Here is a 23,113-nt window from a genome sequence, read left to right on the forward strand (position 1 = left end):
GAACGAAATTGGAACGGAGCTCGTCCGCTGCCGGTTAGTACGGCAGTGAAGGAGTCAAGGGTCATGAGTAAGGGTCATCACAAGTCAGTCGACCATCCCCCCCATCATCACTGTCGGCGAGCTCATCGACGAACTTTGCCGCCTGCCGGACACAGCCGTCGTCCACTTCCGCTGTCCAATGCTCGATCAGGAGCTAACCTTCTACCATCTTCGCAAGCGGTCAAAGGACGCTGTCGAAATCGCCGTCAATGTCTATCCGGAGAGTCCGCCGGTCGTGCCGTCGTCTGATCCTGCGTTTCACGCGCGAAGACACTCGGCTTCCTCGCCCTCGCTTCGCGACGGTGCCCTTCTTCACAAGGCGAGAGGTTGATTGGCCGCCGGCGAATAGATTGAGCCCTGCGGCTTCAGGCCGCCTTCAACCCGCGCAGCAGCAGCGCCAGCGTCGCGTCGACGCGAGCGGAGAGATCGGCATCCTTCCACTCGTCGGCATGGGCTGGATGGTGGAAACGGACGGTCGCATCGAAGATCGCGCGCGCCGTGACCTTGGCGTCGGCGACATCAAACACGCCCTGCTTCACGCCGTCGGCCAGGATCGCCGCGATCTGGTCGATCATGGTGTCCTTGTGGCACTTGACGGCCGCACAGGCCTCGCGCGCCAGGGTTAGATAGGTCTCGAACATTTCGGGGTCGTCGAGCACGCGCGAACGCTTGGCGGCGAACAGGGTGCGCAGCCAGCGGTCGAGCCTGTCGGCCGCCGGTCCCTGCTCCCTGGCGATCGCCAGGAGCGGCGCATCGATGCGGTCCAGCCAGCGCTTGGCGACGGCCTCGCGCAGCGAGGCCTTGCTCGGGAAATGGCGATAGACGCTGCCGTGGCTCACATCGAGCGCACGGGCGACGTCCACCACGGTGGCCTTGGCAAGTCCGAAGCGCCTGAGAACGTCCTCGGTCACTTCGAGGATCCGCTCCGGCGTCAAGACAACAGCTTCATTCATGCCAGCACCATTCCCGTTCAGGGCTCAGTCTCCCGGCAGTAGGGCTGCTTCCGAAGCGCCCTGGCCGGTCGTCTCGGAAAGCCTATGCCTTAATGAGGCAGTTTTGCAGCCTGCGCCGCGATCTGGCGCGCCACCAGCAAATTGAGCCAATGCCCAATCGCGCCGGTAAAATTGAGGATTTCGGTCGTCATCGTCTTAAGTCTCCATTCGTCCGCGCTCCCCGCTCTTGAATCCGCCCTCCAATCCGCTTCGGATGTCGGGCTCGCCGGGGCTTGTCGCGGGACGCCCAATCGGAGCGTCCGACAACGGATATACACGTCTCGCTGACAGATTTCAATATCTGTCAGTCAATGATCCGTGATTGACAGCCAATTTTTCGCCATCCGCCGGCCGGTCGGCCCCCACCGGTGGATTAGCCGTCCCCGGACCCCGCTCCGTGGGTCGGATCGTTTGTTTCGCTCTCCCTGCTCTGTTAAATCACGGCGTAAAAAACATTCTGGCCGGAGCCGCCCCTTGGACCATTCCTTGGGTTGCCCGCCCACCTTCCTGGAGCCGCCCGATGATCCCCCGCTATACCCGTCCCGAAATGGCCTCGATCTGGGAGCCGCAGACCCGGTTCAAGATCTGGTTCGAGATCGAGGCGCACGCGGCGGACGCCCTCGCCGAGCTCGGAACCATCCCCAAGGAGGCCGCCAAGACGGTCTGGGCCAAGGCCAAGAATGCCACCTTCGACGTCGCCCGTATCGACGAGATCGAGCGCGAGACCAAGCACGACGTCATTGCCTTCCTCACCCACCTCGCCGAGATCGTCGGCCCCGAGGCGCGCTTCGTCCACCAGGGCATGACCTCCTCTGACGTGCTCGACACCTGCCTCAACGTCCAGCTCACCCGTGCCGCTGACCTCTTGCTCGCCGACCTCGACAAGGTGCTGGCCGCGCTCAGGAAGCGCGCCTTCGAGCACAAGATGACGCCGACCATCGGCCGCAGCCACGGCATCCATGCCGAGCCGGTGACCTTCGGCCTCAAGCTCGCTTACGCCTATGCCGAGTTCACGCGCGCCAAGGAGCGCCTGATCGCAGCGCGCAAGGAAGTCGCGACCTGCGCCATCTCCGGCGCCGTCGGCACCTTCGCGCAGATTGATCCCCGGGTCGAAGAGCACGTTGCGAAAGCCATGGGCCTCGTCCCCGAGCCGATCTCGACCCAGGTGATCCCGCGCGACCGCCACGCGATGTACTTCTCGACCCTCGGCGTCATCGCCTCCTCGATCGAGCGTATCGCGGTCGAGATCCGTCACATGCAGCGCACCGAGGTGCTGGAGGCCGAGGAGTTCTTCTCGGAGGGACAGAAGGGCTCCTCTGCCATGCCGCACAAGCGCAACCCGGTGCTGTCGGAAAACCTCACCGGCCTCTCCCGCATGGTGCGCGCCTATGTGACGCCGGCGCTGGAGAACGTCGTGCTCTGGCACGAGCGCGACATCTCGCACTCCTCGGCCGAGCGCATGATGGGCCCCGATGCCACCGTGACGCTCGACTTCGCGCTGGTGCGCCTCGCCGGCCTGATCGACAAGCTCTTGGTGTATCCCGCCAACATGCAGAAGAACCTCGACCGCCTCGGCGGCCTCGTGCATTCGCAGCGCGTACTGCTGGCGCTGACGCAGAAGGGCGCAAGCCGCGAGGATTCCTACAAGCTCGTGCAGCGCAACGCCATGCCGGTCTGGCGCGGCGAAGGCGACTTCCTCCAGCTGCTGAAGAAGGACACCGAGGTGAAGAAATATCTCAGCGACGCCGAGCTCGAGGAGCTGTTCGACCTCGGCTACCACCTCAAGCATGTCGACACGATCTTCAAGCGCGTGTTCGGGGAATCTTAGGATCGTACGGTGGGTTAGCCTTGCGGCTGCGCGAAGCGCAGTCCGCTGGGCGTAACCCACCTCTTTCGAGTCCACGGAGACAAACAGCGGTGGGTTACGCCGAGCAGATGCGCGTTGCGCATCTGCAGGGCTAACCCACCCTACGAGCAACAACAAAAACGGACCCCACCCGCATGCCCATCGTCAACCGCGTTGCCGCCCTCTCCGACGAAATGGCCGCCTGGCGCCATGACTTCCACGAGAACCCGGAGCTGCTCTACGAGGTCCACCGCACTGCCGGCATCGTCGCCGATCGCTTGCGCGAGTTCGGCTGCGACGAGGTGGTGACCGGCATCGGCCGCACCGGCGTGGTCGGGGTGATCCGCGGCCGCAAATCCGCCTCCGGGAAGACCATTGGCCTGCGCGCCGACATGGACGCGCTGCCGATCATGGAAACCTCGGGCGTGCCCTATGCCTCGAAGGTCCCCGGCAAGATGCACGCCTGCGGCCATGACGGCCACACCGCGATGCTGCTCGGCGCGGCAAAGTACTTGGCCGAGACGCGCAATTTCGACGGCACGGCGATCATGATCTTCCAGCCCGCTGAGGAAGGCGGCGGCGGCGGCAAGGCCATGGTCGAGGACGGGCTGATGTCGCGCTGGAACATCCAGGAGGTCTACGGCATGCACAACATGCCGGGTCTGCCGGAAGGCCATTTCGCCACCACGCCCGGCGCGATGCTCGCCTCCTCCGACAACATCCAGATCACGGTCCACGGCAAGGGCGGTCACGCCGGCGCGGGTCCGCACAAGTCCGTCGACAGCGTGTTGATCGGCTCGCAGATCGTGGGTGCGCTGCAATCGATCGTGGCCCGCAACGTCGATCCGCTGAAGTCAGCCGTCATCTCGATCACGCAATTCCACTCCGGCACGGCCTTCAACATCATTCCGGAGGTCGCCGAGCTCGGCGGCACCGTGCGCACGCTCGACCCTGAAGTGCGCGATCTCGTCGAGCGCCGCATCGGCGAAGTCGCCGACAGCGTCGCCCGCGCCTATGGCGGCTCGGCCGAGACGAAATACACGCGGATGTATCCGGTGACGATGAACCATGCGCGCGAGGCCGGCCTTGCCGCCGACGTCGCCCGCGACATCGTCGGCGCTGATCGCGTCAACGACAAGTTCATCCCCATGATGGGCGCCGAGGACTTCTCGTTCATGCTGGAAGCGCGTCCCGGCGCGATGGTGCTGGTCGGCATGGGCGACGGCAACGAGTGCCACCACCCGGCCTACGTCTTCAACGACAACATCCTTGGCCACGGCGCGTCGTTCTGGGTGCGTCTGGTTGAGACGCGGATGCCGGCAGGTTAGCGTCGTCCGGTGTGTCAGCTTCGTGAGGTGGTTAGCGTCAGCATATCCCCTCTACTCTCCGCGGTTATACAAGTAGTGGGTTGCGCTACGCTCACTAATCCTACGGGCCCAGCGCCCGGGTGGTCAGTTGCAGATCTCTACACCGGAGATCCGCATTTCCGCCGAAGTGGCAAGGGAAGTGCCGGCCTGCAGACGACAGCCCGGTCGAACGGGACGACAGCCAGCGCTGTTGCAGTAGATTTGTCCCGATGACTTGGCTTGAGACGATGGCGGCGAGGACTCGCCCTGCTTACGCTCAGCATCCCGCTTCTTCGCGTCATCGCGCGCCGCAACCGGCTTCTTCTCCGGCACCTTCTCGCATTCGTTGTCGTCGCCGACGCGATAGCCGGCACGGCAGGTGATCTTGACGCATTGGTCTCCATCGGCCTTGAAGCCGAAATTGCAGACGAGCGGACAGACCCTGCCGGGCTTTGCCTTCAGTGCATCGAGCGCATCGACGCTGGCGGTCTTGGCCTCGAATTGCGTGCCGGCATATTTGTTGAACAGTGTCAGCGAGCGTTGCGCGGCCGAGGTCCACTCGCTCTCCGCCGCCGAGGCAAGGCAGCCGACGCGGCGCAATTCGCTCTGGACGGACTTGGAGAGGTCAGCTGCGGATAATGTCGAGGTCGGGCCAGGCGAGAGCGCGGCCACTTTCTGGGTCTCGGCTTCGGGCATTTGCCGATCGGTCGAAGGCTTTGCCCCCTGCTCGGCTTTCTCGGCCGCCTGCTTTGCAGCAAGCTCGGCCTTTGCTTTCTCCGCCGCCTGCTTCTCGGCCAATGCTTTCGCCGCGGCCGCCTCGGCCAGCTTGCGCTGGTGCTCGGCCGCCTCAGCCCTCGCCTGCTCGATCTGCTTCTGTTTCTCCGCCGCGATCCGCATCTCCTCGGCGGCCTTAGCAGCCGCAGCGGCCTTCTCCTGCTCTGCCTTCTGGGCGCGCTCGGCGATCAACCTCGCCTTTTGCTGTTCGGCCGCCTTTGCCTTTTGCTCAGCCGCAGCGCGCGCCTCTTCGGCAGCGATCTTGTTCAACTGGCCCTTGGCGAGATTGGCGTAAAATCCGTCCGGATACGCTCCTAAGAACGCCTCCCAGCCGTCGCGCGTGGCCAACTGCAGCGCGAGTTCGTAGTCCCTGCGCACGGCCTCCTGCGGATTGGCCTGCGGGCCGGTCGCGGCCGGCTTGACTGGGACCAGGGGCACGTCGTCGCCGCCAAGCGAGCCGTAGACATAAGGCTCCTGCTTGTAGCTGGTGGCCTTGAGCACGTCGTCGCGCACGAAGCCGAAGGCCTTGCGTAGATCCAGGCCCGGCTTCGGCAGGTGCTCGACCAAAGCGGCAGCGAACGGGCTGTTTCGGGAATCGCCGTCGGATGCGGTCGATCCCGCCTTGGCCGCGAAAGCGATCATCGTGTTGGGACTGGTCGGCTCGACCTTGGCGAGGCCGCGTCCGATCGCGCGCGAGGCCAGCGTGCGCTTCATCGTCTTCGAGAATGGATTGTCGCGGCACGCATCCAGGATGATCAGGCGCAGCTGCTTGGCCGGCTCGACCGCGAACAAGGCACGCTCGACCGGAATGGTCTCGTCGAGAACGTCGCCGTCAGTCTCGAGCGTCGCGTCGGTCGGAATGAGATAATTGGCTCCGTCGAGCTCGATGCCGTGTCCGGCGTAGTAGATGACCGCCATCTCCGCATCGCGCGTCCTGCCGGCGAACTCACGCAACGTGCGCCGCATCTCGCTGGCATTGAGATCCAGCCGGACGTCGACGGAATCGAAGCCGGCCTTCTTGAACATGCCCCCCACCAGGGTGGCATCGTTCGCAGGGTTGCCGAGCTTCGGGGCACTCTTGTAGGCGGAATTGCCGATCACGAGCGCCACCCGCCGGTCGGCATGCGCCGGTCCACAGGCAAAGCCCATCGCCAACATCAACAAAGCAAATAGCCGAAGCGGAATCACTTGCGTCCCCCCGGATGCAATCCCATGAGACTATTCGCCAGCGTCGCCGATTTCCAATCCTTCCTATGTGATGTCTATCACATAGAGGCTGTCGATGACGATATGGATAACGTGCGAAGCGTCGCCCTCCTGTCCAACTCAGCGAGGCCAGATTCTGGCGGGGCTACACTTGCACCACCTCGTGGCGCATCACAAACGGTGCAAGCAGCGTGTGCACCTCGCCCGCGACCACTTCGCGCTGATCCTCCGCCAGCCCCGTCAGCGTCACGATCGCGATCGAGCCGTGACTGCCGTGCGCGCCGACCTTGACCTTGCAGTCGATGCCGCGCTCGACCAGCGGCGCCAGCACCTTGGTGAAAACGCGCTCCGCGGCGTCCCAGCGCAGCTGCGGCTTGAACACCTTGCCGACGCCCGTCACCGGCATGGGATCGATCGGAATGACCTGCACCGGAACGGCGGCGCGCTCCGGGGTACGCTCGCGCACCCACGTCTCCAACTCGCCCGGTTCGACCTTGGCGCCGGGCTTCAACTGCACATATCCCACCGGCAATTCGCCGGCATAGGCGTCGGGCTGGCCGACCACGGCGGCGAAACCGACCGCGGGATGGCGGAACATGATCTCCTCGATCGGTGCCGGGTCGATGTTATGGCCGCCGCGGATCACGAGATCCTTGGCGCGGCCGGTGATCCAGAGATAGCCCTCGGCATCGAGACGGCCGAGATCGCCGGAATTGACCCAGACCTCGTCGACGAAGGCGCCTTTGTTGTGCTCGTCATTGAGATAGCCGCTGAACACGCCGGGTCCCGCCATGATGACGACGCCGATTTCGTCCGGCTTGCAGTCGCGGATCAGGCGGCCGTCGGCATCGAGCTGCACGATGCGCACGCGTGCATAGGGCATCGGCAGCCCGACCGAGCCGAGCCGGATCGGCCGGCCGGGATAAGCGAGCGTGTGCACGCTCGATGTCTCGGTCATGCCGTAGACCTCGATCACGCGCAGCTTCAGCTTGTCCTGGATCGCCGAGCCCACGGCGACCGGGATCGCCGAGCCGCCGCCGGCGGCATATTTCAGGCTGGAGATATCCGCATTGCCCGGCGGCACCGCGAGCGCCGCGGCCAGCACCGTCGGCACGCTCGACAGCGCCTCGGGCTTGAAGCGCTCGACCAGTCCCCAGATATTCTTCACCGCATTCGGATTGCGCCAGCCGCTCGGCGACAGCACGACCAGCGAGCCGCCGCTCGACAGCATCAGCAGCGCTTGCGTCAGCGAGCCGCCGACATGAAACAGCGGCATGCCGAACAGCAAATTGGCGCCGGGCTTCGCCTTCAGCAGCAGATTGAGCGCCCAGGCCTGGTAGACCTGGTTGGCGTGGGTGTGCCGTACCAGCTTCGGTGTGCCGGTGGTGCCGCCGGTGTGGAAATAGGCGGCGATGTCACTGCCGAGAATCTTGCGCCCGCTGACAAGCCGGTCCGACGGCTGCTGCTTGATCAGGTCGCCAAAGGCAAAGATGCCCTTGTCCGGATCGCCGCCGCCGAACACCTGAACGATCGCCTTGAGGTGCTTGAGCTGCGGGCGGATCTGCTCGACCTTCTGCCAGATGTCGCTGCCCGGCATTGGGCCAAGCGTCACCAGGATCTTGGTGTTGGCAGCTTCCAGAATTTCCGCGATCTGGTGCGCCTCGAGCAGCGGATTGACGGGATTGGCGATGCCGGCGGCCTCCGCACCGAACAGCGTCACGAAGGCATCGGGCACCAGCGGCAGCATGAAGCTGATGACGTCGCCCTTCTCTGCGCCGAGCGCATGAAACATGTTGGCGGCCTGCGTGACGCGCGCGATGAAGTCGCGGTACGGGACCACGACCGGCGTGTCGGCGGGATCGGCATTCTGCAGAAACTGGATCGCCGCGCCGTCGGGGTTGCGCTCAGCACCCAGCTTGATGGCGTCATAGGTGCTCTCGGCCGCAACGCGCTCTGCATAAGGGACCTGCTCGAAAGCGCGGACGTCCGCGTCCGTCAAAAGTTCCGGATAGTCGTTGCCGATAAGCCGATCGAGCGCGTGGATACCCGCCATTGGAATTCCGTCCTCCCTCAGATGCATGTCCCCGCCCGCTGTCTTTTGACATTTTGTTTGGCGAGGCCTCGACCGATCGCCGGTCGAGCGAGCGCAGAATGAGGGATGATTTGCCGTTCGTCCATGGCCTACCCGCCGCGGCGGCCGGCCTCGATCGACACCAGAATTGAACCTCCACACCCGATTCCGGGACCAAGAACTGGCGCCGGATTCGCCGGCCAGCGTCCTGCCGCAAGACTTGAGGTGATCATGCCTGCGCATCGGAGCAACTTCATCACCCGGCTGAGCGTAGCGCTCGCCGTGGCAGCGACGGTCGCCATGCCGGGCGCGGCGTCGGCCGACGCTCAGCTCGACAAGATGCGCGCCAAGATCGCGGCTTTCATCGCCGACAAGATGGAGAAGCTGGGCGGATCGCGCATCGTCTACAAGGTGGACAGCGATGGTTTGCGCGAGGCGGTCGTCGCGAACCTGCGCGACGACGCCTACAAGATCCTGCGCGAAGGCCGGATCGCCTTCTCCGGACTTGCGATCCGCGACGGCGGCGTCGAGGTGAATATCCCTGACGCGAAGGGCCGCGAGCAGCTCACGCGCAAGCTCGCCTCGGCGGCGGAGGGGTTGCCCACCCACGCGCTCACCGTCACCGGCAGTGGCGACGGGCCGATCAGGCTGGCGCCGACCGAGGCCGCATCCGCCGCACGGCTGCACGAGCTGGTCGACGATTCCATCGCCATGATCGAGCAGCGCCTCAAGGATGCCGGCATCACGCTCGCCAGCGTCCAGCCCGAGGGGGCAGATCGCATCCGCATCTTCCTGCCGGGCGCCACGGAGCCCGAGCGCATCACCGCGATCTTCGCGAGGAAGGTCAAGGTCGGCTTCCGCCTGGTCGATCTCTCGATGCCGGCGGAGCAGGCGCAATCCGGCACGCCGCCCGCAGGCACGGAAGTCCTGCTCGGCTTCAAGGACGACAAGCCCTATCTCGTCGCCAAGGACAGCGCGCTCGAGGGCGACGACATCAGCTATGCAGGCCCCGGATTTGCGAGCGGCACGAAGGAGCCGATCGCCTCGTTCCGCTTCAACGGCCGCGGCACGCGGCGCTTCGCCCATATCACCGCGGAGAACGTCGGAAGGCCGTTCGCCATCGTGCTCGACGACAAGGTGATCTCCGCCCCCGTGATCCGCGAGCCCATCACCGCCGGCTCGGGCCAGATCTCCGGCAACTTCACGCTGGAGGAAGCGAGCAGCGTCGCCATGCTGCTGCGCGCCGGCTCGCTGCCCGGACATCTTGGCCTCGTCGAGCAGCAGGTCGTGCAGCCCGCCGCCAAGCCGTAAGGCGAAGATCGTCCGTTGCCCCCGCCTGGGCATGCAGCCCCCTCCGCGACGCCGCCCCCGGGGCCGAATCACGGCCGCGCCGCGGCCAGATGGGCAGCCAACGGGCAATTGCCGAAACGCCCGATCGGGCTAAATTTGCCTCTTGCGACATGGCGGCCGAAGGCTTCATTTCAGGCGGACGTCATGCGATTACGGCTATATGTGCCAGCATACCGACAGGACTGAAGGCCTTACGCGGGGTTAGTACCATGCCGTCCGGCAGCGCAGACATTTCCTCGATCCTCGACCGCATTCTCGACGCGGCCACGGACAATCTCAGGATCGCGAAGATCCTGGTCCAGATGGGCCTCGACCCCAACAACGTCACCTACGACGCGATCTTCAACCGGCTGCTGGAGATCTTCGTCAGCAACATCACGCTGGCCAATATGTTCGCCGTGGTCGGGGCGGTCTTCTTCGTCGCCACGCTCTTGATGCGGACGATGGTGCCGCTGCGCGTCGCCAACATGATCGGCTGCGCGTTCTTTGCCATCTTCGGCGCGCTCTCCGCCAACGTCTCAACGTTCCTGCTCTATCTGCTGATGCTTCCGATCAACGCCTTGCGCCTGCGGCAGATGCTCAAGCTGGTCAAGAAGGCACGCCATGCCGCCGAAGGCGACATGTCGATCGAATGGCTGAAGCCGTTCATGACCGAGCGCAGATATCGCCGCGGCGACACGCTGTTCAAGCTGGGCGATCCCGCGAAGGAAATGCTCCTCACGGTCACCGGCAAGTTCCTGGTCAAGGAGATCAACGTCGAGATCGGGCCGGGCGCACTGATGGGTGAGCTCGGCTTCCTGACGCCGGACAACCGCCGCACCGGGACGATCGAATGCATCGAGGACGGACAGGTGCTGACGATCACCTATGACCGGCTGCTCGAGATCTACTTCCAGGATCCGCAGTTCGGCTATTATTTCCTGGTGCTGACCAGCCAGCGCCTCCTGCAGAACATCGATCGCTTGCAGAACCAACTGGCCGCCGAGCGGGCAGCCACGACGAACAGGATCGCGTGAACGCCGGGGGACCACGTAACGCCCATATGACGAGGCGATGTGAATCGGCGCCCATTTCTCGCGCCCCGGACGCAGCGCAGCGCTTCTTGCGGTGCGCTGCAGAGCCGGGGCCCATGCCTCCAAGAGCGACCTCACGGCGTGGATCCCGGCTCTGCGCAGCAACGCCAAGAGGCGTTGCAACGCGTCCGGGACACGAGACCGTCAGCTCTCCGGGTCTTTGCGGGTGCCCCCGCCGCAAAACCGCCCCAAAAACCGAATGGTAACCATGGCGCTCTAAGGTGACCATGTGACCCATTCCCCGACCATCCTGGTGTTCGATTCCGGCCTTGGCGGGCTCACGGTGCTCCGTGAGGTCGTGGCCGCGCGCTCCGACGCGCACTTTGTCTACGTCGCCGACGACGCCTTCTTCCCCTACGGCCACCACAGCGAGGACGAGATCATCGCCCGCGTCGTGCCGCTGATGGGGGAGCTGATCGGCACGCATGACCCCGACCTCATCGTCATCGCCTGCAACACCGCGTCCACCCTGGTCCTGTCTCAGTTGCGCGCCGCTCATTCCGTGCCCTTCGTCGGCACCGTGCCGGCGATCAAGCCGGCCTGCGCACAATCGAGGACCCGCCGCGTCTCGGTACTCGGCACCAAGGGCACGGTGAAGCGCGAATACACCAAAGCCCTGATCCGCGATTTCGCGCAAGGCTGCGAGGTGACGCTGGTCGGCTCGCCCGAGCTCGCCTCGCTCGCCGAGGCTGCGCTTGGCGGCCATCCAATCAGCGACGGCGAGATCCTTGCCGAGCTCGCTCCCTGCTTCGTCGGCGATGCCGAGGACGCCGGCGCGCGCACCGACACCGTCGTGCTCGCCTGCACCCATTATCCGCTGCTGCTCGACCGGCTGAAGCGGCTGGCGCCCTGGCCGGTCGACTGGATCGATCCGGCGCCGGCAATCGCCAGGCGCGTCTCGGATCTGCTGGGTGCGCCTAGCTGCAAAATCGCGCAGGCCGGTGCCGAGATGATCTTCACCTCGAACCGCGTACACGGCCTTTCGGCCACGCTGACGCCGTTCTTCGGCGGCCGCGCGCTGGCCTGACTTTGCGCCTTGGCGCCGCGCTGCTAGGTTTTGCCGTCGCCCCCTAGCTGCAGGCCTTTCCATGTCGGTCCCGTCCACGCCACTCAACCGTCTTCGCCAGCTCTGGCGCGAGGGGCGCCCCGCCTTCGGCGCGATCGCGACCATCCCGAGCGTGCAGATGGTGCAGATCATGGCGCGCTCACTCGACTGGATCATCGTCGATCTCGAGCATGGACCGATCGGCCTCACCGAAGCGCATGCAATGATCGCTGCGACCACAGGCACGCCATGCACGCCCCTGGTGCGGATCGCGGCCAACGAGCCATGGCTTGCGAAGGCGCCGATGGACATCGGTGCCTTCGGCATCAACTTCCCGATGATCACCAGCCGCGCGGACGCCGAGAAGGCGGTGCGCAGCGTGCGCTATCCGCCGCGCGGCGATCGGCTGTGGGGCCCCTTCCATGCCCCGTTCCGGTGGGGCCAGTCGATGCCGGACTACATGGCCAGCGCCGACGACGAGCTGATCTGCATGGTCACCATCGAGCATGTCGACGCCGTCAATCGCATCGACGAGATCATGGCGACATCAGGCATCGACGTCGCGGTCATCGGCCCCGGCGATCTCGCCACGTCCATCAACAAGCGCGGCCAGATGGATGATCCGGAGCTGCTCGAACTGATCGCCCGCGCCGAGGCCGGCATCCTCAGAAGCGGCGTGCCGATTGGCGGCGTGGCCCGCACCGCCGACCAGGCCAATGCCCTGATCGATCGCGGCTACCGCGCGATCGCGCTCGGCTTCGACTGGTCGCTGTTCCAGCGCGGTATCATGGCGGCGTTCGACGGGATCAGGCGCTGAGCAGAGCCAAACAGCACAAGAAAAACGGCCCAAGCAATTGCAAATGCGTAGTAATTTTAATTTTTTATGGCGCGGACCGCTTGTCTCTGCCGCGCGCCGAACCGACTGGCGCCAGCGAGGTTGGTTCGTGCTAGAGCAGACAGCGAGCGGAAGACCCGCTCGCTGCACATATTTTAATCCGCGGGAACCGAAAGAGCGATGCGCGGGAAACCCAAGAACATTTCGCTGCCGCGCCGGCTGATTTGCGACTTGATGCGCGCTTCGATGGATGTGCCATTCGTCTCGCTCTCCCGCTCGCTCAATATCCGCCCCCTGCTCGAGGCCCGTACGGGCGCGATGGCGCCCGCCGGCTGGGCCGCGATGTTCGTCAAGGCCTTCGCCCTGGTCGCCAGGGACGAGCCGATCCTGCGGACCGTCTACGCCAAATGGCCCCGTCCCATGCTCTACGAGCTGCCCAGCAGCGTGGCGCTGGTGGCCGTGGCCCGGGTCGAGGATGGCGAGGAATGCGTGATGCCGCAGCGAATCGCGGCCCCCGAGGCCATGGCGCTGGCCGCGGTCGATGCGGAGATCCGGCGCGCCAAGACGGCGCCGATCGAGGACGTCCCGATGTTCCGCAAGATCATGCGGGCGACCCGGCTGCCGCTGCCGCTGCGCCGCCTGTCCTGGGCGATCGGCCTGAATTTCGGCCGGCAGCGCGGCAATTGGTTCGGCAGCTTCGCGGTCAGCTCGGTGGCCGCCTATGGCGGCGGCGAGCTCCATCCGGTCACGCCGGGCCCCTTCATCGTCAGCTATGGGGTGGTCGAGCCCGACCAGACCATCCACGTCGTGATCCGCTGGGATCACCGGGTCACCGACGCCGCTCCGATCGCCCGGGTCCTGTCCCGGCTGGAACAGGTCCTGAACACTGAAATCGCTGCCGAATTGGGGACGGCCGGCCCAAAGTCCATCCGAGCGGTAAGGACCTGATTCCGGGGCCATTCGCATTGACAGCGAGCCCCAAACTCCCCTAAAAGCCGCCTGCTCGCGGGCCGATTTCGGCCCGCGAAGCGTTTCGCGACCCGTGGTCCTCTCCCTTAAGCTTTGGGGATCGGACCTGTCGGTGCCGGGATCTATCCCGTCACACAGGAGGGCGCGTTTCCTCAAACCATGCAACCGAAGAGGACGCGATGACTAAGCGCAGTGAGGCGAAGTACAAGATCGATCGCCGTATGGGCCAGAACATCTGGGGCCGCCCGAAGAGCCCCGTGAACCGTCGTGAATATGGTCCCGGCCAGCACGGCCAGCGCCGCAAGGGCAAGCTCTCCGACTTCGGCGTGCAGCTGCGCGCCAAGCAGAAGCTGAAGGGCTACTACGCCAACATCAGCGAGCGCCAGTTCCACGGCATCTATGTCGAGGCGAGCCGCCTCAAGGGTGACACCGGCGAGAACCTGATCGGCCTGCTCGAGCGTCGTCTCGACGCGGTCGTGTACCGCGCCAAGTTCGTCTCCACGATCTTTGCCGCGCGCCAGTTCATCAACCACGGCCACATCAAGGTGAACGGCCGCAAGGTCAACATCTCGAGCTACCAGCTCAAGCTCGGCGACGTGATCGAGGTCAAGGAAGCCTCCAAGCAGCTCGCCCATGTGCTCGAAGCCAGCCAGCTCCCCGAGCGCGACACGCCCGACTATCTCGAAGTCGACCACGGCAAGATGACCGCCAAGTACATCCGCATCCCCGGCCTCTCCGATGTGCCGTTCCCGGTGCAGATGGAGCCCCATCTGGTCGTCGAATTCTATTCGCGCTGATAGGCTCGGCAGAACGACGTTCAAAGGCCCCGGTTTTCCGGGGCCTTTTTGTTTGGTAGCGTATGATCAATGTCTCGCATGGACGACCAATCCGCCAACACTCTGCCTTCGGCAGCGCCAACCGACGCCGCGCTTCGAGCATGGGAAACCCTCTCCCGCGATGAGCAGATCTGCCGATATCAGGGACTGTTCGCTTTGCCTGATTGCAATATCTTCACAGCCGACGCGTCAGACGAAATCCTCCGCGCCGCACGACAGCGCGTCAGTCAACGTTCTCGTGGCTAGTACAAGTCATCAGAACGCGCACGCAATACGTCGCAATTGTTCGACTAGATGAAATGACGAGATCAGCCATGCTCTACACCCCTCCCCCCATCGATCCCAAGGCGCCGCCGGTGCGCATTAATCTGCTCTCGGACACGCAGACCAAGCCGACGGCAGGGATGCGCGAGGCGATGGCGCGCGCCGAGGTCGGTGACGAGCAGGTCGGCGACGATCCGACCGTGAATGCGCTGTGCGAGCGGGTAGCGAATCTGCTCGGCAAGGAGGCGGCGGTCTACATGCCCTCGGGCACCATGTGCAACGTCACCGCAACGCTGGTGCATTGCCGCCCCGGCGACGAGATCCTCGCGCACGAGACCGCGCACATCATCGCCCGCGAAGGCGGCGCGCATGCCGCGATCGGCGGCTTCCAGGTGACACAGCTGAAAGGCGAGGGCGGCCAGTTCACGCCGGAGACGTTCCGGAAAGCTCTGCATCCGCGCACGCGCTATCAGCCACCGCAGACCGCCGTCAGCGTCGAGCAGACCGCCAATATCGGCGGCGGCACGATCTGGAAGAAGGCAGCGCTCGACGAGATCGTCGCGATTGCCAAGCAGCACGGCCTCGTCACCCATATGGACGGCGCGCGCCTGCTCAACGCCACCGTCGCCAGCGGCATCTCCCCGCGCGACATGACCGCGGGCTGGGACTCGGCCTGGATCGACTTCTCCAAGGGCCTGGGAGCACCGATCGGCGGCGTGCTCGCGGGCTCGCGCGCCTTCATCGACGCGGTCTGGCAATGGAAGCAGCGCCTCGGCGGCTCGATGCGCCAGGCCGGCATCTGCGCCGCCGCCTGCATCTACGCGCTCGACCATCATGTCGATCGGCTTGCCGACGACCACGCCAATGCGCGCGCGCTCGCCCGCGGTCTGTCGCAGATTTCCGGCGTCGAGGTGCAGGAGCCCGAGACCAACCTCGTCTTCTTCAAGCCCGACGGCGCCGGAATTGCCGGCGACAAGATGGTCGCGGCGCTGCGCCAGCGCGGCGTGACGCTCGCGATGATGGATGGCCGCATCCGCGCCTGCACCCATCTCGACGTCAATGCGGTCCAGGTCGAGGAGACGATCGGATACGTGCGCGAGATCGTGCGCGGAGCGTAAGCTGAGAGTTCGTAGCCCGGTGAGCGCAGCGATACCCGGGACTTCGCGCGCAGCGATCCCGGATGTCGCTTCGCTCATCGGGGCTACAAACTGCCGCCGCTTCACCGCCCCATCGCCTGATAGATCAGCGTCTTCAACGCCAGTTGAATCCGGCCGCGTTGCGATGGGGTCTGCACCATGAAGATCCCGAGCAGATCGTCTTCGGGATCGATGAAGAAAAAGGTGCCGCCGACGCCGTCCCAGCGATATTCGCCCAGTGGCCATGATGTACCCGGCGGCACTGAGGTGCGCACGGCGAAGCCGAGGCCGAAGCCGGAACTGGCGCCCGGATAATAGTTCTGGTCGCGCGCGATGTTGGTTTCGGGACCAATATGATCCGAGGCCATCAATTGGATGGTCTCGGGTTTGAGATAGCGCCGACCGTCATACGTACCGCCATTGAGCAGCATCTGAGCGAACCGCGCATAGTCTCCGACCGTGCCGACCATGCCGGCGCCGCCCGATTCCCATATCGTCGGGCGTCTGATGTCACGCACCTGCGTCGTCGGGCTGATGTTGCGGTCCTGCGGCATCGGCTCGGCGATGCGCGGAAACCTGGCGGGGTCGGCAACGTAGAAGGCCGTCTCGGTCATGCCGAGCGGATCGAGCAGCCGTTCCTTTTCGAACTGGAGCAGCGTCTTGCCCGAGACCACCTCGACGACGCGGCCGAGCACGTCGGTGGCAAAGCCGTAGTCCCACACCGCGCCCGGCTGCTCGGCAAGCGGCAGCGTGGCGAGCTTCGCGACGAAATCGGCATTGGAAAGCTCGCTATTGAACAGGTCGGCCGCGGCATAAAGCTCGCGCACCGCGCTGCCGCCATAGGAACCGTAAGGCAGGCCGGCAGTATGGCGCAACAGGTCCTTGATTGTGACGGGACGCTCGAGCGGCTCCAGCGTCAGCGCGACCTTGTACTCCTTGCCCCTCCTCTCGACGCCGACCTTCATATCGGCAAAGGCCGGAATGTACTTTGCGACGGGATCCTCGAGCGCGAGCCTGCCCTCCTCGACCAGCATCATCACCATGACTGACGTGATCGGCTTCGACATCGAATAGAGGCGGAAGATCGTGTCCGCACTCATCGACAGCTCGGTGGCAACGTCGCGAACACCGAAATTCGCATAATAGACCGGCTTGCCGTGTTGCTGCAGCAGCAGGACGGCGCCGGGGATCTTGCCGGTCGTGACCTCGTTCCTGATGAAGTCGGAGACCTTTGCGAGGCCCTCGGCTGAGAGCGTGCGGGCTGAGCGTTCCTCGGAGCCGGCCTTCGCACCGACCAGTCCGAGCAGAAGAACGAGCGCCGCGAGAAACGCGCGGCGCCCGCTCATGTCACTTCTCCATGGCTTCATAGACCAGCTGCTTCAAGGTCCGCTGCACCCGCTGGCGCTCGCTCGGGGTCTGCTCCAGCAGCACGAAGAACATGTCCTGCTTGGGATCAATCACGAAATAGCAGCCGGAAGCGCCATCCCACTTCAGTTCACCGAGATCGCCGGGTGGCGGCGGCTTGGCGTTGCCGGGATCGGTGCGGACCGCGAGCCCGAGGCCGAAGCCGAAGCCGTCGCCGGGAAAGTAGAAATAATCGCGATCGACGCCGGAGCCCGGGCCGATCTGGTCGGTCGTCATCAGCTTGAACGTCTCGGGCTTGAGAATGGTCTTGCCCTCCAGGCTGCCGCCATTGAGCAGCATCTGCGCGAAGCGCTGGTAATCGGCCATAGTCGTGACCATGCCACCGCTGGCAAACATGATCTTCTTGGCCACCGTCGGATCGTTGATGCGGCCGACGCGGAAATCGGCATCGTTCGGCACCGGCTGCGCCAGCAGCTTCTGCTTCTCGGGGACGGTGACGAAGAAGCCGGTGTCGACCATGCCGAGCGGATCGAGCAGCTTCTCGCGCATGATGTCGATCAGCGGCTTGCCCGCTGCGACCTCCATCACACGGGCCAGGATGTCGGTGGAATGGCCGTATTGCCAGAGCGCGCCCGGCTGGTTGTGCAGCGGCAGCTTGGCGATGCGCTCGGCGAACTCGGCGAGGTCGAAATCGCCGGCATAGATGTTGGCCTCGCGATAGGCCTTGCGGACCAGGCTATCGCCATAGAAGCCATAGGTGATGCCCGAGGTGTGCGTCATCAGGTCGTGCACCGTGATCGGCCGGTTGGGCGGCACCAGCTCGAGCGACTTGGTGCCGTCCTCGGCCTTCTTCTCGACGCCGACCTTCACATTGGCGAAGGACGGGATGTATTTCGAGACGGGATCATCGAGCTCGATCTTGCCGTCCTCGATCAATTGCATCGCGACGACAGAGGTGATTGCCTTGGTCATCGAGAACAGGCGGAAAATGGTCTTGTCGGTGATCGGCGCCTTGCTGACGACGTCCTGCACGCCGAAGGCTTCGTGATAGACCGACTTGCCATGCTGCTGGATCAGAACGGTTGCACCGGCGATCTTGCCGGTCGCGACCTCGTTCTTGAAGAACTCGCTCACCTTGGCGAGCTTGTCCTGGTTGAAATGCGCGCCGGCCGGAATCTCGTAGGTGCCTTCCGCCCGCGCCAGCGACATCGCGCCGAACGACATCAGCGCACCGCAGACGAGCGCGCGCAGTCCCGACTGTGAAATCATATCCCCTCCCCGGAACATGGTCCGGCGGAGTGTACCGACCGCGTGATCAGGCACAAGGGCCGCTGTGTTGCTCGATCGCCTCGGCATGCAGCCTGGCGCTCGGCTCGGAGAAACAGCAGAACACCACGCGAGCAAGGGACGGCGCGGCAGAGAGCCCTTCGATTGTCGTGCGCACGGCGATGTCGGCGGCCCGGTCGGCAGGGAAGCGGAAAATGCCGGTCGAAATCGCGGGGAATGCCACCGAGGTTAGTCCGTGCTTCCCACACAACTCCATCGAACGGCGATAGCAGGAGGCGAGCAGGTCATCCTCGCCCCGCGTGCCGCCATTCCAGACCGGCCCGACGGCGTGGATCACATGGGCAGCCTTGAGCCGGTAGCCTTTGGTGATCTTGGCGTCGCCCGTTTTGCAGCCGTGGAGCATACGGCATTCGGCGACCAGATCGGGGCCGGCCGCCCGATGTATCGCGCCGTCCACGCCGCCTCCGCCAAGGAGCGACGTGTTGGCGGCGTTGACGATGGCGTCAACGCCGAGGGTCGTGATGTCGGCAACAATGACGTCGAGCTCAGCACCGCCAATCCGGCGCGTCGGCACGGTCACGGATCAGGCGGCGACGACGACGCCCTTCTCGGAGAAGAGCTGCTGCAATTCGCCCGCCTGGAACATCTCGCGGACGATGTCGCAACCGCCGACGAACTCGCCCTTCACATAGAGCTGAGGGATGGTCGGCCAGTTGGAGAAGGTCTTGATGCCGTTGCGCAGTTCGGCGGATTCGAGGACGTTGAGGCCCTTATAACCGACGCCGATATGGTCGAGGATCTGGACGACCTGGCCGGAGAACCCGCACTGCGGAAATTGCGGCGTGCCCTTCATGAACAGAACCACGTCGTTCGACTTCACTTCGTTGGCGATGAATTCCTCAATGCTCATTTCCATGTCCTTCCGGGGCGGAGCCCTCACCAATCATCTCGGGCCGGCTCAGCCGATCTAACCCGATACCTGCCTATATATGTAGCGCAAACCGTTGTGCATCCAAAGTAAAATGGCGGCGACACGCCCCGGTGGCCGGTTTGACCCCAGCCGGGTCCATAGGCTGATGACATCAATATCATCGCCAGAGAGGACTTTCATACCGTAACGGAGCCCCTATCTAGGACGAACCTCGGTTTGGGAACCCGGCAACGCCAACAACGTTCTCTTGTCCTGTCTGGAGAAAAACGTGACGAAACAAGCCTCCGCTACGGCCATCGCCCCGCTTTCGTCACCGTCCGGTCAGGGCGATGTCGCCCAGAGGCTTCAGGACGCGTTCATTGCCGTCCGCAACGAGACCGAACGCCGGGCCGCCCCGCTCTCGCCGGAGGACCAGCAGATCCAGTCCATGCCGGATGCGAGCCCGACGAAATGGCATCGGGCGCATACCACCTGGTTCTGGGAGCAATTCCTCCTCGGCGAGCACGCTGCGGGCTATCGGCCCTTCCACCCCTATTTCGCGTTCCTGTTCAATTCCTATTACGTCAGCGCCGGCCCGCGTCATGCGCGCAATCATCGCGGCGACATCACCCGTCCCAGCGCCGATCAGGTCGGTGCTTATCGCAAATATGTCGATGCGGCCGTCGTCAAATTCTTCCGCGAGGCGGACGCGGACAAGCTTCGCGAGCTCGCGCCGCTGGTCGAGGTCGGGCTGAACCATGAGCAGCAGCATCAGGAATTGATGTTCACCGACATCCTGCACGCTTTTGCGCAGAACCCGGTCTATCCGGCCTACGACCCGGACTGGCGCTTTCCCTCCGCGACGCGCACCGGTGATGACTGGCTGCAACTCAACGAGGGTATCCACACGGTCGGCCATGTCGACGACAGTTTCCATTTCGACAATGAGAAGCCCGCGCATCGCGCCCTGGTCGGCCCGGTCAAGGTGGCGCGCAATCTCGTCACCAATGGCGAGTGGCTCGCCTTCATGCGCGACGGCGGCTATCGGCGTGCGACGCTGTGGCTGATGGACGGCTTCGCCGCGGCCAGCAAGGACGACTGGCAGGCTCCCGGCTATTGGCGCGAAGTCGATGGCGCATGGCAGGTCATGACGCTCGCCGGTCTCAAGCCGGTCGATCCCGACGCACCGGTCTGCCACGTCAGCTATTACGAGGCCGACGCCTTCGCGCGCTGGGCCGGAAAGCATCTGCCGACCGAAATGGAATGGGAGGTTGCGGCGCGCACAGGCCAGCTCAACGATGCCTTCGGCATCGTCTGGCAGTGGACGCGATCGTCCTACTCACCCTACCCCGGCTACCGCGCCATCGACGGCGCGCTCGGCGAGTACAACGGCAAGTTCATGGTCAACCAGCTGGTGCTGCGCGGCTCCTCGCTTGCAACTCCGGAAGACCACAGCCGTATCACTTATCGGAACTTCTTCTATCCGCACCACCGCTGGCAGTTCACGGGGCTGCGGCTCGCCGACTACGAATAAACATTATCCGACGACAAATGCGCGCCGGACAGCGCGTTCAGGAGAGTATCATGAATGTGCACGCCAGCGCTTTGGCCGAAGCCCATCTTCCCGACGAGCAGACCACCGCCTTCGCCCGTGAGGCGATCGAGGACCTCTCGCAGCAGCCGAAAAAGCTGTCGCCGAAATACTTTTATGACGCGACCGGATCGGAGCTGTTCGAGGCGATCACGAAGCTGCCGGAATATTATCCGACGCGCACCGAGCTTGCGATCCTGAAGGAGCGCGGCAACGAGATCGCAAGGATCATTCCGGAGCATGCGGCGCTGGTCGAGTTCGGCGCCGGCGCGACCACGAAGGTCCGCCTGTTGCTGAACCATTGCAAGTTCGCGGCTTATGTGCCCGTCGATATCTCCGGCGACTTCCTGAAGGCGCAGGCGAATGGCCTGAAGCGGGATTTTCCCTCGCTCGGCATTTACCCTGTCGCCGCCGATTTCACCACGCCGTTCGAGCTGCCCAAGCAGGTCGCGTCCATGCCGAAGGTCGGATTCTTCCCCGGCTCGACCATCGGCAATTTCGAGCCGCATGAGGCGCAGGCCTTTCTCAAGAGCGCGCGCAAGATTCTCGGCCGCGGCGCCCAGATGATCATCGGTGCCGATCTCGAAAAGGACGAGCGCGTGCTGCACGACGCCTACAACGATGCCGCCGGCGTCACCGCACGCTTCAACCTCAACGTTCTCGTGCGCATCAACCGCGAGCTCGGCGGCAATTTCGATCTGTCCGCCTTCACCCATCGCGCGATTTACAATCGCGAGCGGCACCGCATCGAGATGCACCTGATCAGCAGGAAGAGCCAGACCGTGCGTCTGCTCGGCACCAGCTTCTCGTTCCGCCCGGGCGAGAGCATCCACACCGAGAACAGCTACAAATACAGCATCGAGCGCTTTGCCGCTCTGGCGCAGGGTGCGGGCTGGCGCGTGCGCGAAAGCTGGACGGATGCGGCCAGGATGTTTTCGGTGCATGCTCTGGAGGTGGCGGAATAGGCCTCCGCGCCTACTCTTCCGGCTCCGACCCCAGCGATACCGACTCCCAGACCGCAACCACGATCATGATCGCCGTCGTCGCGACCGACAACCAGAGCGGCGAGAGGTCGGCTGCGAACCACCACAGCGCCAGCAGCAGAATGATGCCGATGCCGTGTGAGAGCTGGAGGAAGCCACGGATCGCGTGCTTGAACAGGATCGTGCCGACCAGGAACACCAGCGGACCGCCGATCGTGCTCACGATCGTCCTGATATCGGAGTGTCCGGTCGGGTGCTTCAGCACCAGTTCGTCCGACACGGCGGTCAGAATGATGCCGGCGATGATCGGCATGTGCAGATAGGTGTAGGCGAGCCGCGCCAGCCGGCCGGATTCGGTGGACTTCGAGATGCGTTTGGAGCCGGCCTCCGCCCCCTTGTGGAAATAGACCCACCACATCGCGATGGCGCCGACCAGCGCGGAGACGAAGGCCAGGATGTTGGACGCGGTCCATTCCAGCTCGGCAAAGGTCGCGCCGTTGACGACGACGGCTTCGCCGAGCGCGATGATGACGAAGAGAGAGCAGCGCTCGGCCATGTGGCCGCCTTCGACGGCCCAGGCCTCAATCGACGAGAAGCCCAGCTTCGGGACCCAGAAGCGAGCCGCCGGCGAGACGTATTCCCAGGTGACGGCCGCAATCCACAGCCATAGCCGTGTCTCGCCCTCGGACAGGCCGCCTGCGATCCACAACACCGCCGAGATCGAGAGCCAGGTCAGGATGCGGATCGCGTTGTGGCGCACCGCGGTCCGATGCCGCGGCGTTGCGAACAGCCAGAACGCCGTCCGCCCAAGCTGCATGGTTGCGTAGGCGATCGCAAACCACAGGCCCCGCCCCTCGAACGCGGTCGGGATCGTCGTCGACAGCACGAGGCCACCCAGCATCATCGCGAAGAGCAGGATGCGAACCGGCGTCAGCTCGGGATTGAGCCAGTTGGTGACCCAGGCGGTGTAGACCCACACCCACCACACCGCGAGAAACAGCACCGTGACCTGCACCGCGCCGAGCGGCGTGAAATGGTGCAGCAGCGTGTGCGACACCTGCGTGACGGCAAAGACGAAGACGAGGTCGAAGAACAGCTCGGCATTGGTGACGCGGCTGTGCTGGTCCGGCACGATGACGCGAAACATCGCGCCGCGAGGATTGTCCGCAGCCATCATCGTCCCCCGGTGACGCTG

19 protein-coding genes are annotated in these 23,113 nt (G+C 64.5%); 11 read left to right on the forward strand and 8 right to left on the reverse strand.

Annotated features, from left to right (window positions below):
* Positions 1 to 404: 404 nt before the first annotated feature.
* Positions 405 to 992 (reverse strand): TetR/AcrR family transcriptional regulator, encoded by a 588-nt coding sequence (locus tag UNPA324_RS16990; protein WP_128920849.1) that lies wholly within the window; start codon positions 990 to 992, stop codon positions 405 to 407.
* A 559-nt stretch (positions 993 to 1,551) separates the two neighbouring features.
* On the opposite strand from UNPA324_RS16990, the gene purB reads away from it, so the two are divergent.
* The gene (gene purB / locus UNPA324_RS16995) at positions 1,552 to 2,859 is read left to right on the forward strand and encodes an adenylosuccinate lyase (RefSeq protein ID WP_128920848.1); all 1,308 of its coding nucleotides are present in this window, start codon (positions 1,552 to 1,554) and stop codon (positions 2,857 to 2,859) included.
* A 173-nt stretch (positions 2,860 to 3,032) separates the two neighbouring features.
* Positions 3,033 to 4,205 (forward strand): M20 aminoacylase family protein, encoded by a 1,173-nt coding sequence (locus tag UNPA324_RS17000; protein ID WP_128920847.1) that lies wholly within the window; start codon positions 3,033 to 3,035, stop codon positions 4,203 to 4,205.
* A 123-nt stretch (positions 4,206 to 4,328) separates the two neighbouring features.
* On the opposite strand, the gene UNPA324_RS17005 is transcribed toward UNPA324_RS17000, so the two are convergent.
* Both UNPA324_RS17005 and UNPA324_RS17010 read right to left on the reverse strand, forming a co-directional pair.
* The gene (locus tag UNPA324_RS17005; protein WP_128920846.1) at positions 4,329 to 6,146 is read right to left on the reverse strand and encodes a caspase family protein; all 1,818 of its coding nucleotides are present in this window, start codon (positions 6,144 to 6,146) and stop codon (positions 4,329 to 4,331) included.
* Positions 6,147 to 6,348: 202 nt separating this feature from the next.
* Positions 6,349 to 8,256: an acyl-CoA synthetase gene (locus tag UNPA324_RS17010; protein WP_128920845.1), complete on the reverse strand. Its 1,908-nt coding sequence runs from the start codon at positions 8,254 to 8,256 to the stop codon at positions 6,349 to 6,351.
* 249 nt (positions 8,257 to 8,505) lie between these two features.
* Here UNPA324_RS17010 and UNPA324_RS17015 point away from each other — a divergent pair, with 249 nt between their 5' ends.
* The 7 genes from UNPA324_RS17015 to UNPA324_RS17045 all read left to right on the forward strand — a co-directional run bounded on the left by UNPA324_RS17015 (position 8,506) and on the right by UNPA324_RS17045 (position 15,764).
* Positions 8,506 to 9,585 carry a SecDF P1 head subdomain-containing protein gene (locus UNPA324_RS17015; RefSeq protein WP_141935178.1) on the forward strand — a complete coding sequence of 360 codons (1,080 nt, stop codon included), beginning with the start codon at positions 8,506 to 8,508 and terminating at the stop codon, positions 9,583 to 9,585.
* Positions 9,586 to 9,833: 248 nt separating this feature from the next.
* Positions 9,834 to 10,640 carry a Crp/Fnr family transcriptional regulator gene (locus UNPA324_RS17020; RefSeq protein ID WP_128920843.1) on the forward strand — a complete coding sequence of 269 codons (807 nt, stop codon included), beginning with the start codon at positions 9,834 to 9,836 and terminating at the stop codon, positions 10,638 to 10,640.
* A 286-nt stretch (positions 10,641 to 10,926) separates the two neighbouring features.
* Complete coding sequence (murI, locus tag UNPA324_RS17025; protein ID WP_128920842.1) at positions 10,927 to 11,724, forward strand: glutamate racemase; 798 nt, start codon at positions 10,927 to 10,929, stop codon at positions 11,722 to 11,724.
* Positions 11,725 to 11,785: 61 nt separating this feature from the next.
* Positions 11,786 to 12,559 carry an HpcH/HpaI aldolase family protein gene (locus UNPA324_RS17030; RefSeq protein ID WP_128920841.1) on the forward strand — a complete coding sequence of 258 codons (774 nt, stop codon included), beginning with the start codon at positions 11,786 to 11,788 and terminating at the stop codon, positions 12,557 to 12,559.
* Positions 12,560 to 12,757: 198 nt separating this feature from the next.
* Complete coding sequence (locus UNPA324_RS17035; RefSeq protein ID WP_128920840.1) at positions 12,758 to 13,525, forward strand: acyltransferase; 768 nt, start codon at positions 12,758 to 12,760, stop codon at positions 13,523 to 13,525.
* A 200-nt stretch (positions 13,526 to 13,725) separates the two neighbouring features.
* Positions 13,726 to 14,343, forward strand: a complete 618-nt coding sequence (gene rpsD, locus UNPA324_RS17040) for a 30S ribosomal protein S4 (RefSeq protein WP_128920839.1) — start codon at positions 13,726 to 13,728, stop codon at positions 14,341 to 14,343.
* 353 nt (positions 14,344 to 14,696) lie between these two features.
* The gene (locus UNPA324_RS17045; RefSeq protein ID WP_164936435.1) at positions 14,697 to 15,764 is read left to right on the forward strand and encodes a threonine aldolase family protein; all 1,068 of its coding nucleotides are present in this window, start codon (positions 14,697 to 14,699) and stop codon (positions 15,762 to 15,764) included.
* Positions 15,765 to 15,865: 101 nt separating this feature from the next.
* Here UNPA324_RS17045 and UNPA324_RS17050 read toward each other — a convergent pair whose 3' ends face one another.
* From UNPA324_RS17050 to grxD, 4 genes are read right to left on the reverse strand one after another with little or no spacing between them, the layout of a single operon-like run.
* Entirely contained in the window at positions 15,866 to 17,128 is a 1,263-nt protein-coding gene (locus UNPA324_RS17050) for a serine hydrolase domain-containing protein (protein WP_181769419.1), read from the reverse strand.
* A 1-nt stretch (position 17,129) separates the two neighbouring features.
* Positions 17,130 to 18,416, reverse strand: a complete 1,287-nt coding sequence (locus UNPA324_RS17055) for a serine hydrolase domain-containing protein (RefSeq protein ID WP_164936433.1) — start codon at positions 18,414 to 18,416, stop codon at positions 17,130 to 17,132.
* 46 nt (positions 18,417 to 18,462) lie between these two features.
* On the reverse strand, positions 18,463 to 19,014 hold the full coding sequence (locus UNPA324_RS17060; RefSeq protein ID WP_128920835.1) for an O-acetyl-ADP-ribose deacetylase: 552 nt from the start codon (positions 19,012 to 19,014) through the stop codon (positions 18,463 to 18,465).
* Positions 19,015 to 19,017: 3 nt separating this feature from the next.
* Positions 19,018 to 19,344 carry a Grx4 family monothiol glutaredoxin gene (gene grxD, locus UNPA324_RS17065; RefSeq protein ID WP_181769420.1) on the reverse strand — a complete coding sequence of 109 codons (327 nt, stop codon included), beginning with the start codon at positions 19,342 to 19,344 and terminating at the stop codon, positions 19,018 to 19,020.
* A 289-nt stretch (positions 19,345 to 19,633) separates the two neighbouring features.
* Here grxD and egtB point away from each other — a divergent pair, with 289 nt between their 5' ends.
* Together egtB and egtD are read left to right on the forward strand one after the other, a co-directional pair.
* Entirely contained in the window at positions 19,634 to 20,878 is a 1,245-nt protein-coding gene (gene egtB / locus UNPA324_RS17070; RefSeq protein ID WP_128920833.1) for an ergothioneine biosynthesis protein EgtB, read from the forward strand.
* Between the two features lie 50 nt (positions 20,879 to 20,928).
* Entirely contained in the window at positions 20,929 to 21,900 is a 972-nt protein-coding gene (gene egtD / locus UNPA324_RS17075) for an L-histidine N(alpha)-methyltransferase (RefSeq protein WP_164936431.1), read from the forward strand.
* Between the two features lie 10 nt (positions 21,901 to 21,910).
* Here the strand turns inward: egtD and UNPA324_RS17080 are convergent, their stop codons facing one another.
* Positions 21,911 to 23,092 carry a low temperature requirement protein A gene (locus tag UNPA324_RS17080; protein ID WP_164936430.1) on the reverse strand — a complete coding sequence of 394 codons (1,182 nt, stop codon included), beginning with the start codon at positions 23,090 to 23,092 and terminating at the stop codon, positions 21,911 to 21,913.
* Positions 23,093 to 23,113: the final 21 nt, after the last annotated feature.

The organism is Bradyrhizobium sp. UNPA324 (assembly GCF_006658635.1).
Taxonomy (GTDB): Bacteria; Pseudomonadota; Alphaproteobacteria; order Rhizobiales; family Xanthobacteraceae; genus Bradyrhizobium; species Bradyrhizobium nanningense.

Coding starts and splice junctions, on each gene's coding strand:
- grxD (WP_181769420.1), bottom strand. CDS start 19,344: ATGAGCATTGAGGAATTCATCGCCAACGAAGTGAAGTCGAACGACGTG.
- UNPA324_RS17005 (WP_128920846.1), bottom strand. CDS start 6,146: ATGGGCTTTGCCTGTGGACCGGCGCATGCCGACCGGCGGGTGGCGCTC.
- UNPA324_RS17020 (WP_128920843.1), top strand. CDS start 9,834: ATGCCGTCCGGCAGCGCAGACATTTCCTCGATCCTCGACCGCATTCTC.
- UNPA324_RS17035 (WP_128920840.1), top strand. CDS start 12,758: ATGCGCGGGAAACCCAAGAACATTTCGCTGCCGCGCCGGCTGATTTGC.
- UNPA324_RS17055 (WP_164936433.1), bottom strand. CDS start 18,416: ATGATTTCACAGTCGGGACTGCGCGCGCTCGTCTGCGGTGCGCTGATG.
- UNPA324_RS17080 (WP_164936430.1), bottom strand. CDS start 23,092: ATGGCTGCGGACAATCCTCGCGGCGCGATGTTTCGCGTCATCGTGCCG.
- rpsD (WP_128920839.1), top strand. CDS start 13,726: ATGACTAAGCGCAGTGAGGCGAAGTACAAGATCGATCGCCGTATGGGC.
- UNPA324_RS17050 (WP_181769419.1), bottom strand. CDS start 17,128: ATGAGCGGGCGCCGCGCGTTTCTCGCGGCGCTCGTTCTTCTGCTCGGA.
- UNPA324_RS17045 (WP_164936435.1), top strand. CDS start 14,697: ATGCTCTACACCCCTCCCCCCATCGATCCCAAGGCGCCGCCGGTGCGC.
- UNPA324_RS16990 (WP_128920849.1), bottom strand. CDS start 992: ATGAATGAAGCTGTTGTCTTGACGCCGGAGCGGATCCTCGAAGTGACC.
- egtD (WP_164936431.1), top strand. CDS start 20,929: ATGAATGTGCACGCCAGCGCTTTGGCCGAAGCCCATCTTCCCGACGAG.
- purB (WP_128920848.1), top strand. CDS start 1,552: ATGATCCCCCGCTATACCCGTCCCGAAATGGCCTCGATCTGGGAGCCG.
- UNPA324_RS17030 (WP_128920841.1), top strand. CDS start 11,786: ATGTCGGTCCCGTCCACGCCACTCAACCGTCTTCGCCAGCTCTGGCGC.
- UNPA324_RS17010 (WP_128920845.1), bottom strand. CDS start 8,256: ATGGCGGGTATCCACGCGCTCGATCGGCTTATCGGCAACGACTATCCG.
- UNPA324_RS17015 (WP_141935178.1), top strand. CDS start 8,506: ATGCCTGCGCATCGGAGCAACTTCATCACCCGGCTGAGCGTAGCGCTC.
- UNPA324_RS17000 (WP_128920847.1), top strand. CDS start 3,033: ATGCCCATCGTCAACCGCGTTGCCGCCCTCTCCGACGAAATGGCCGCC.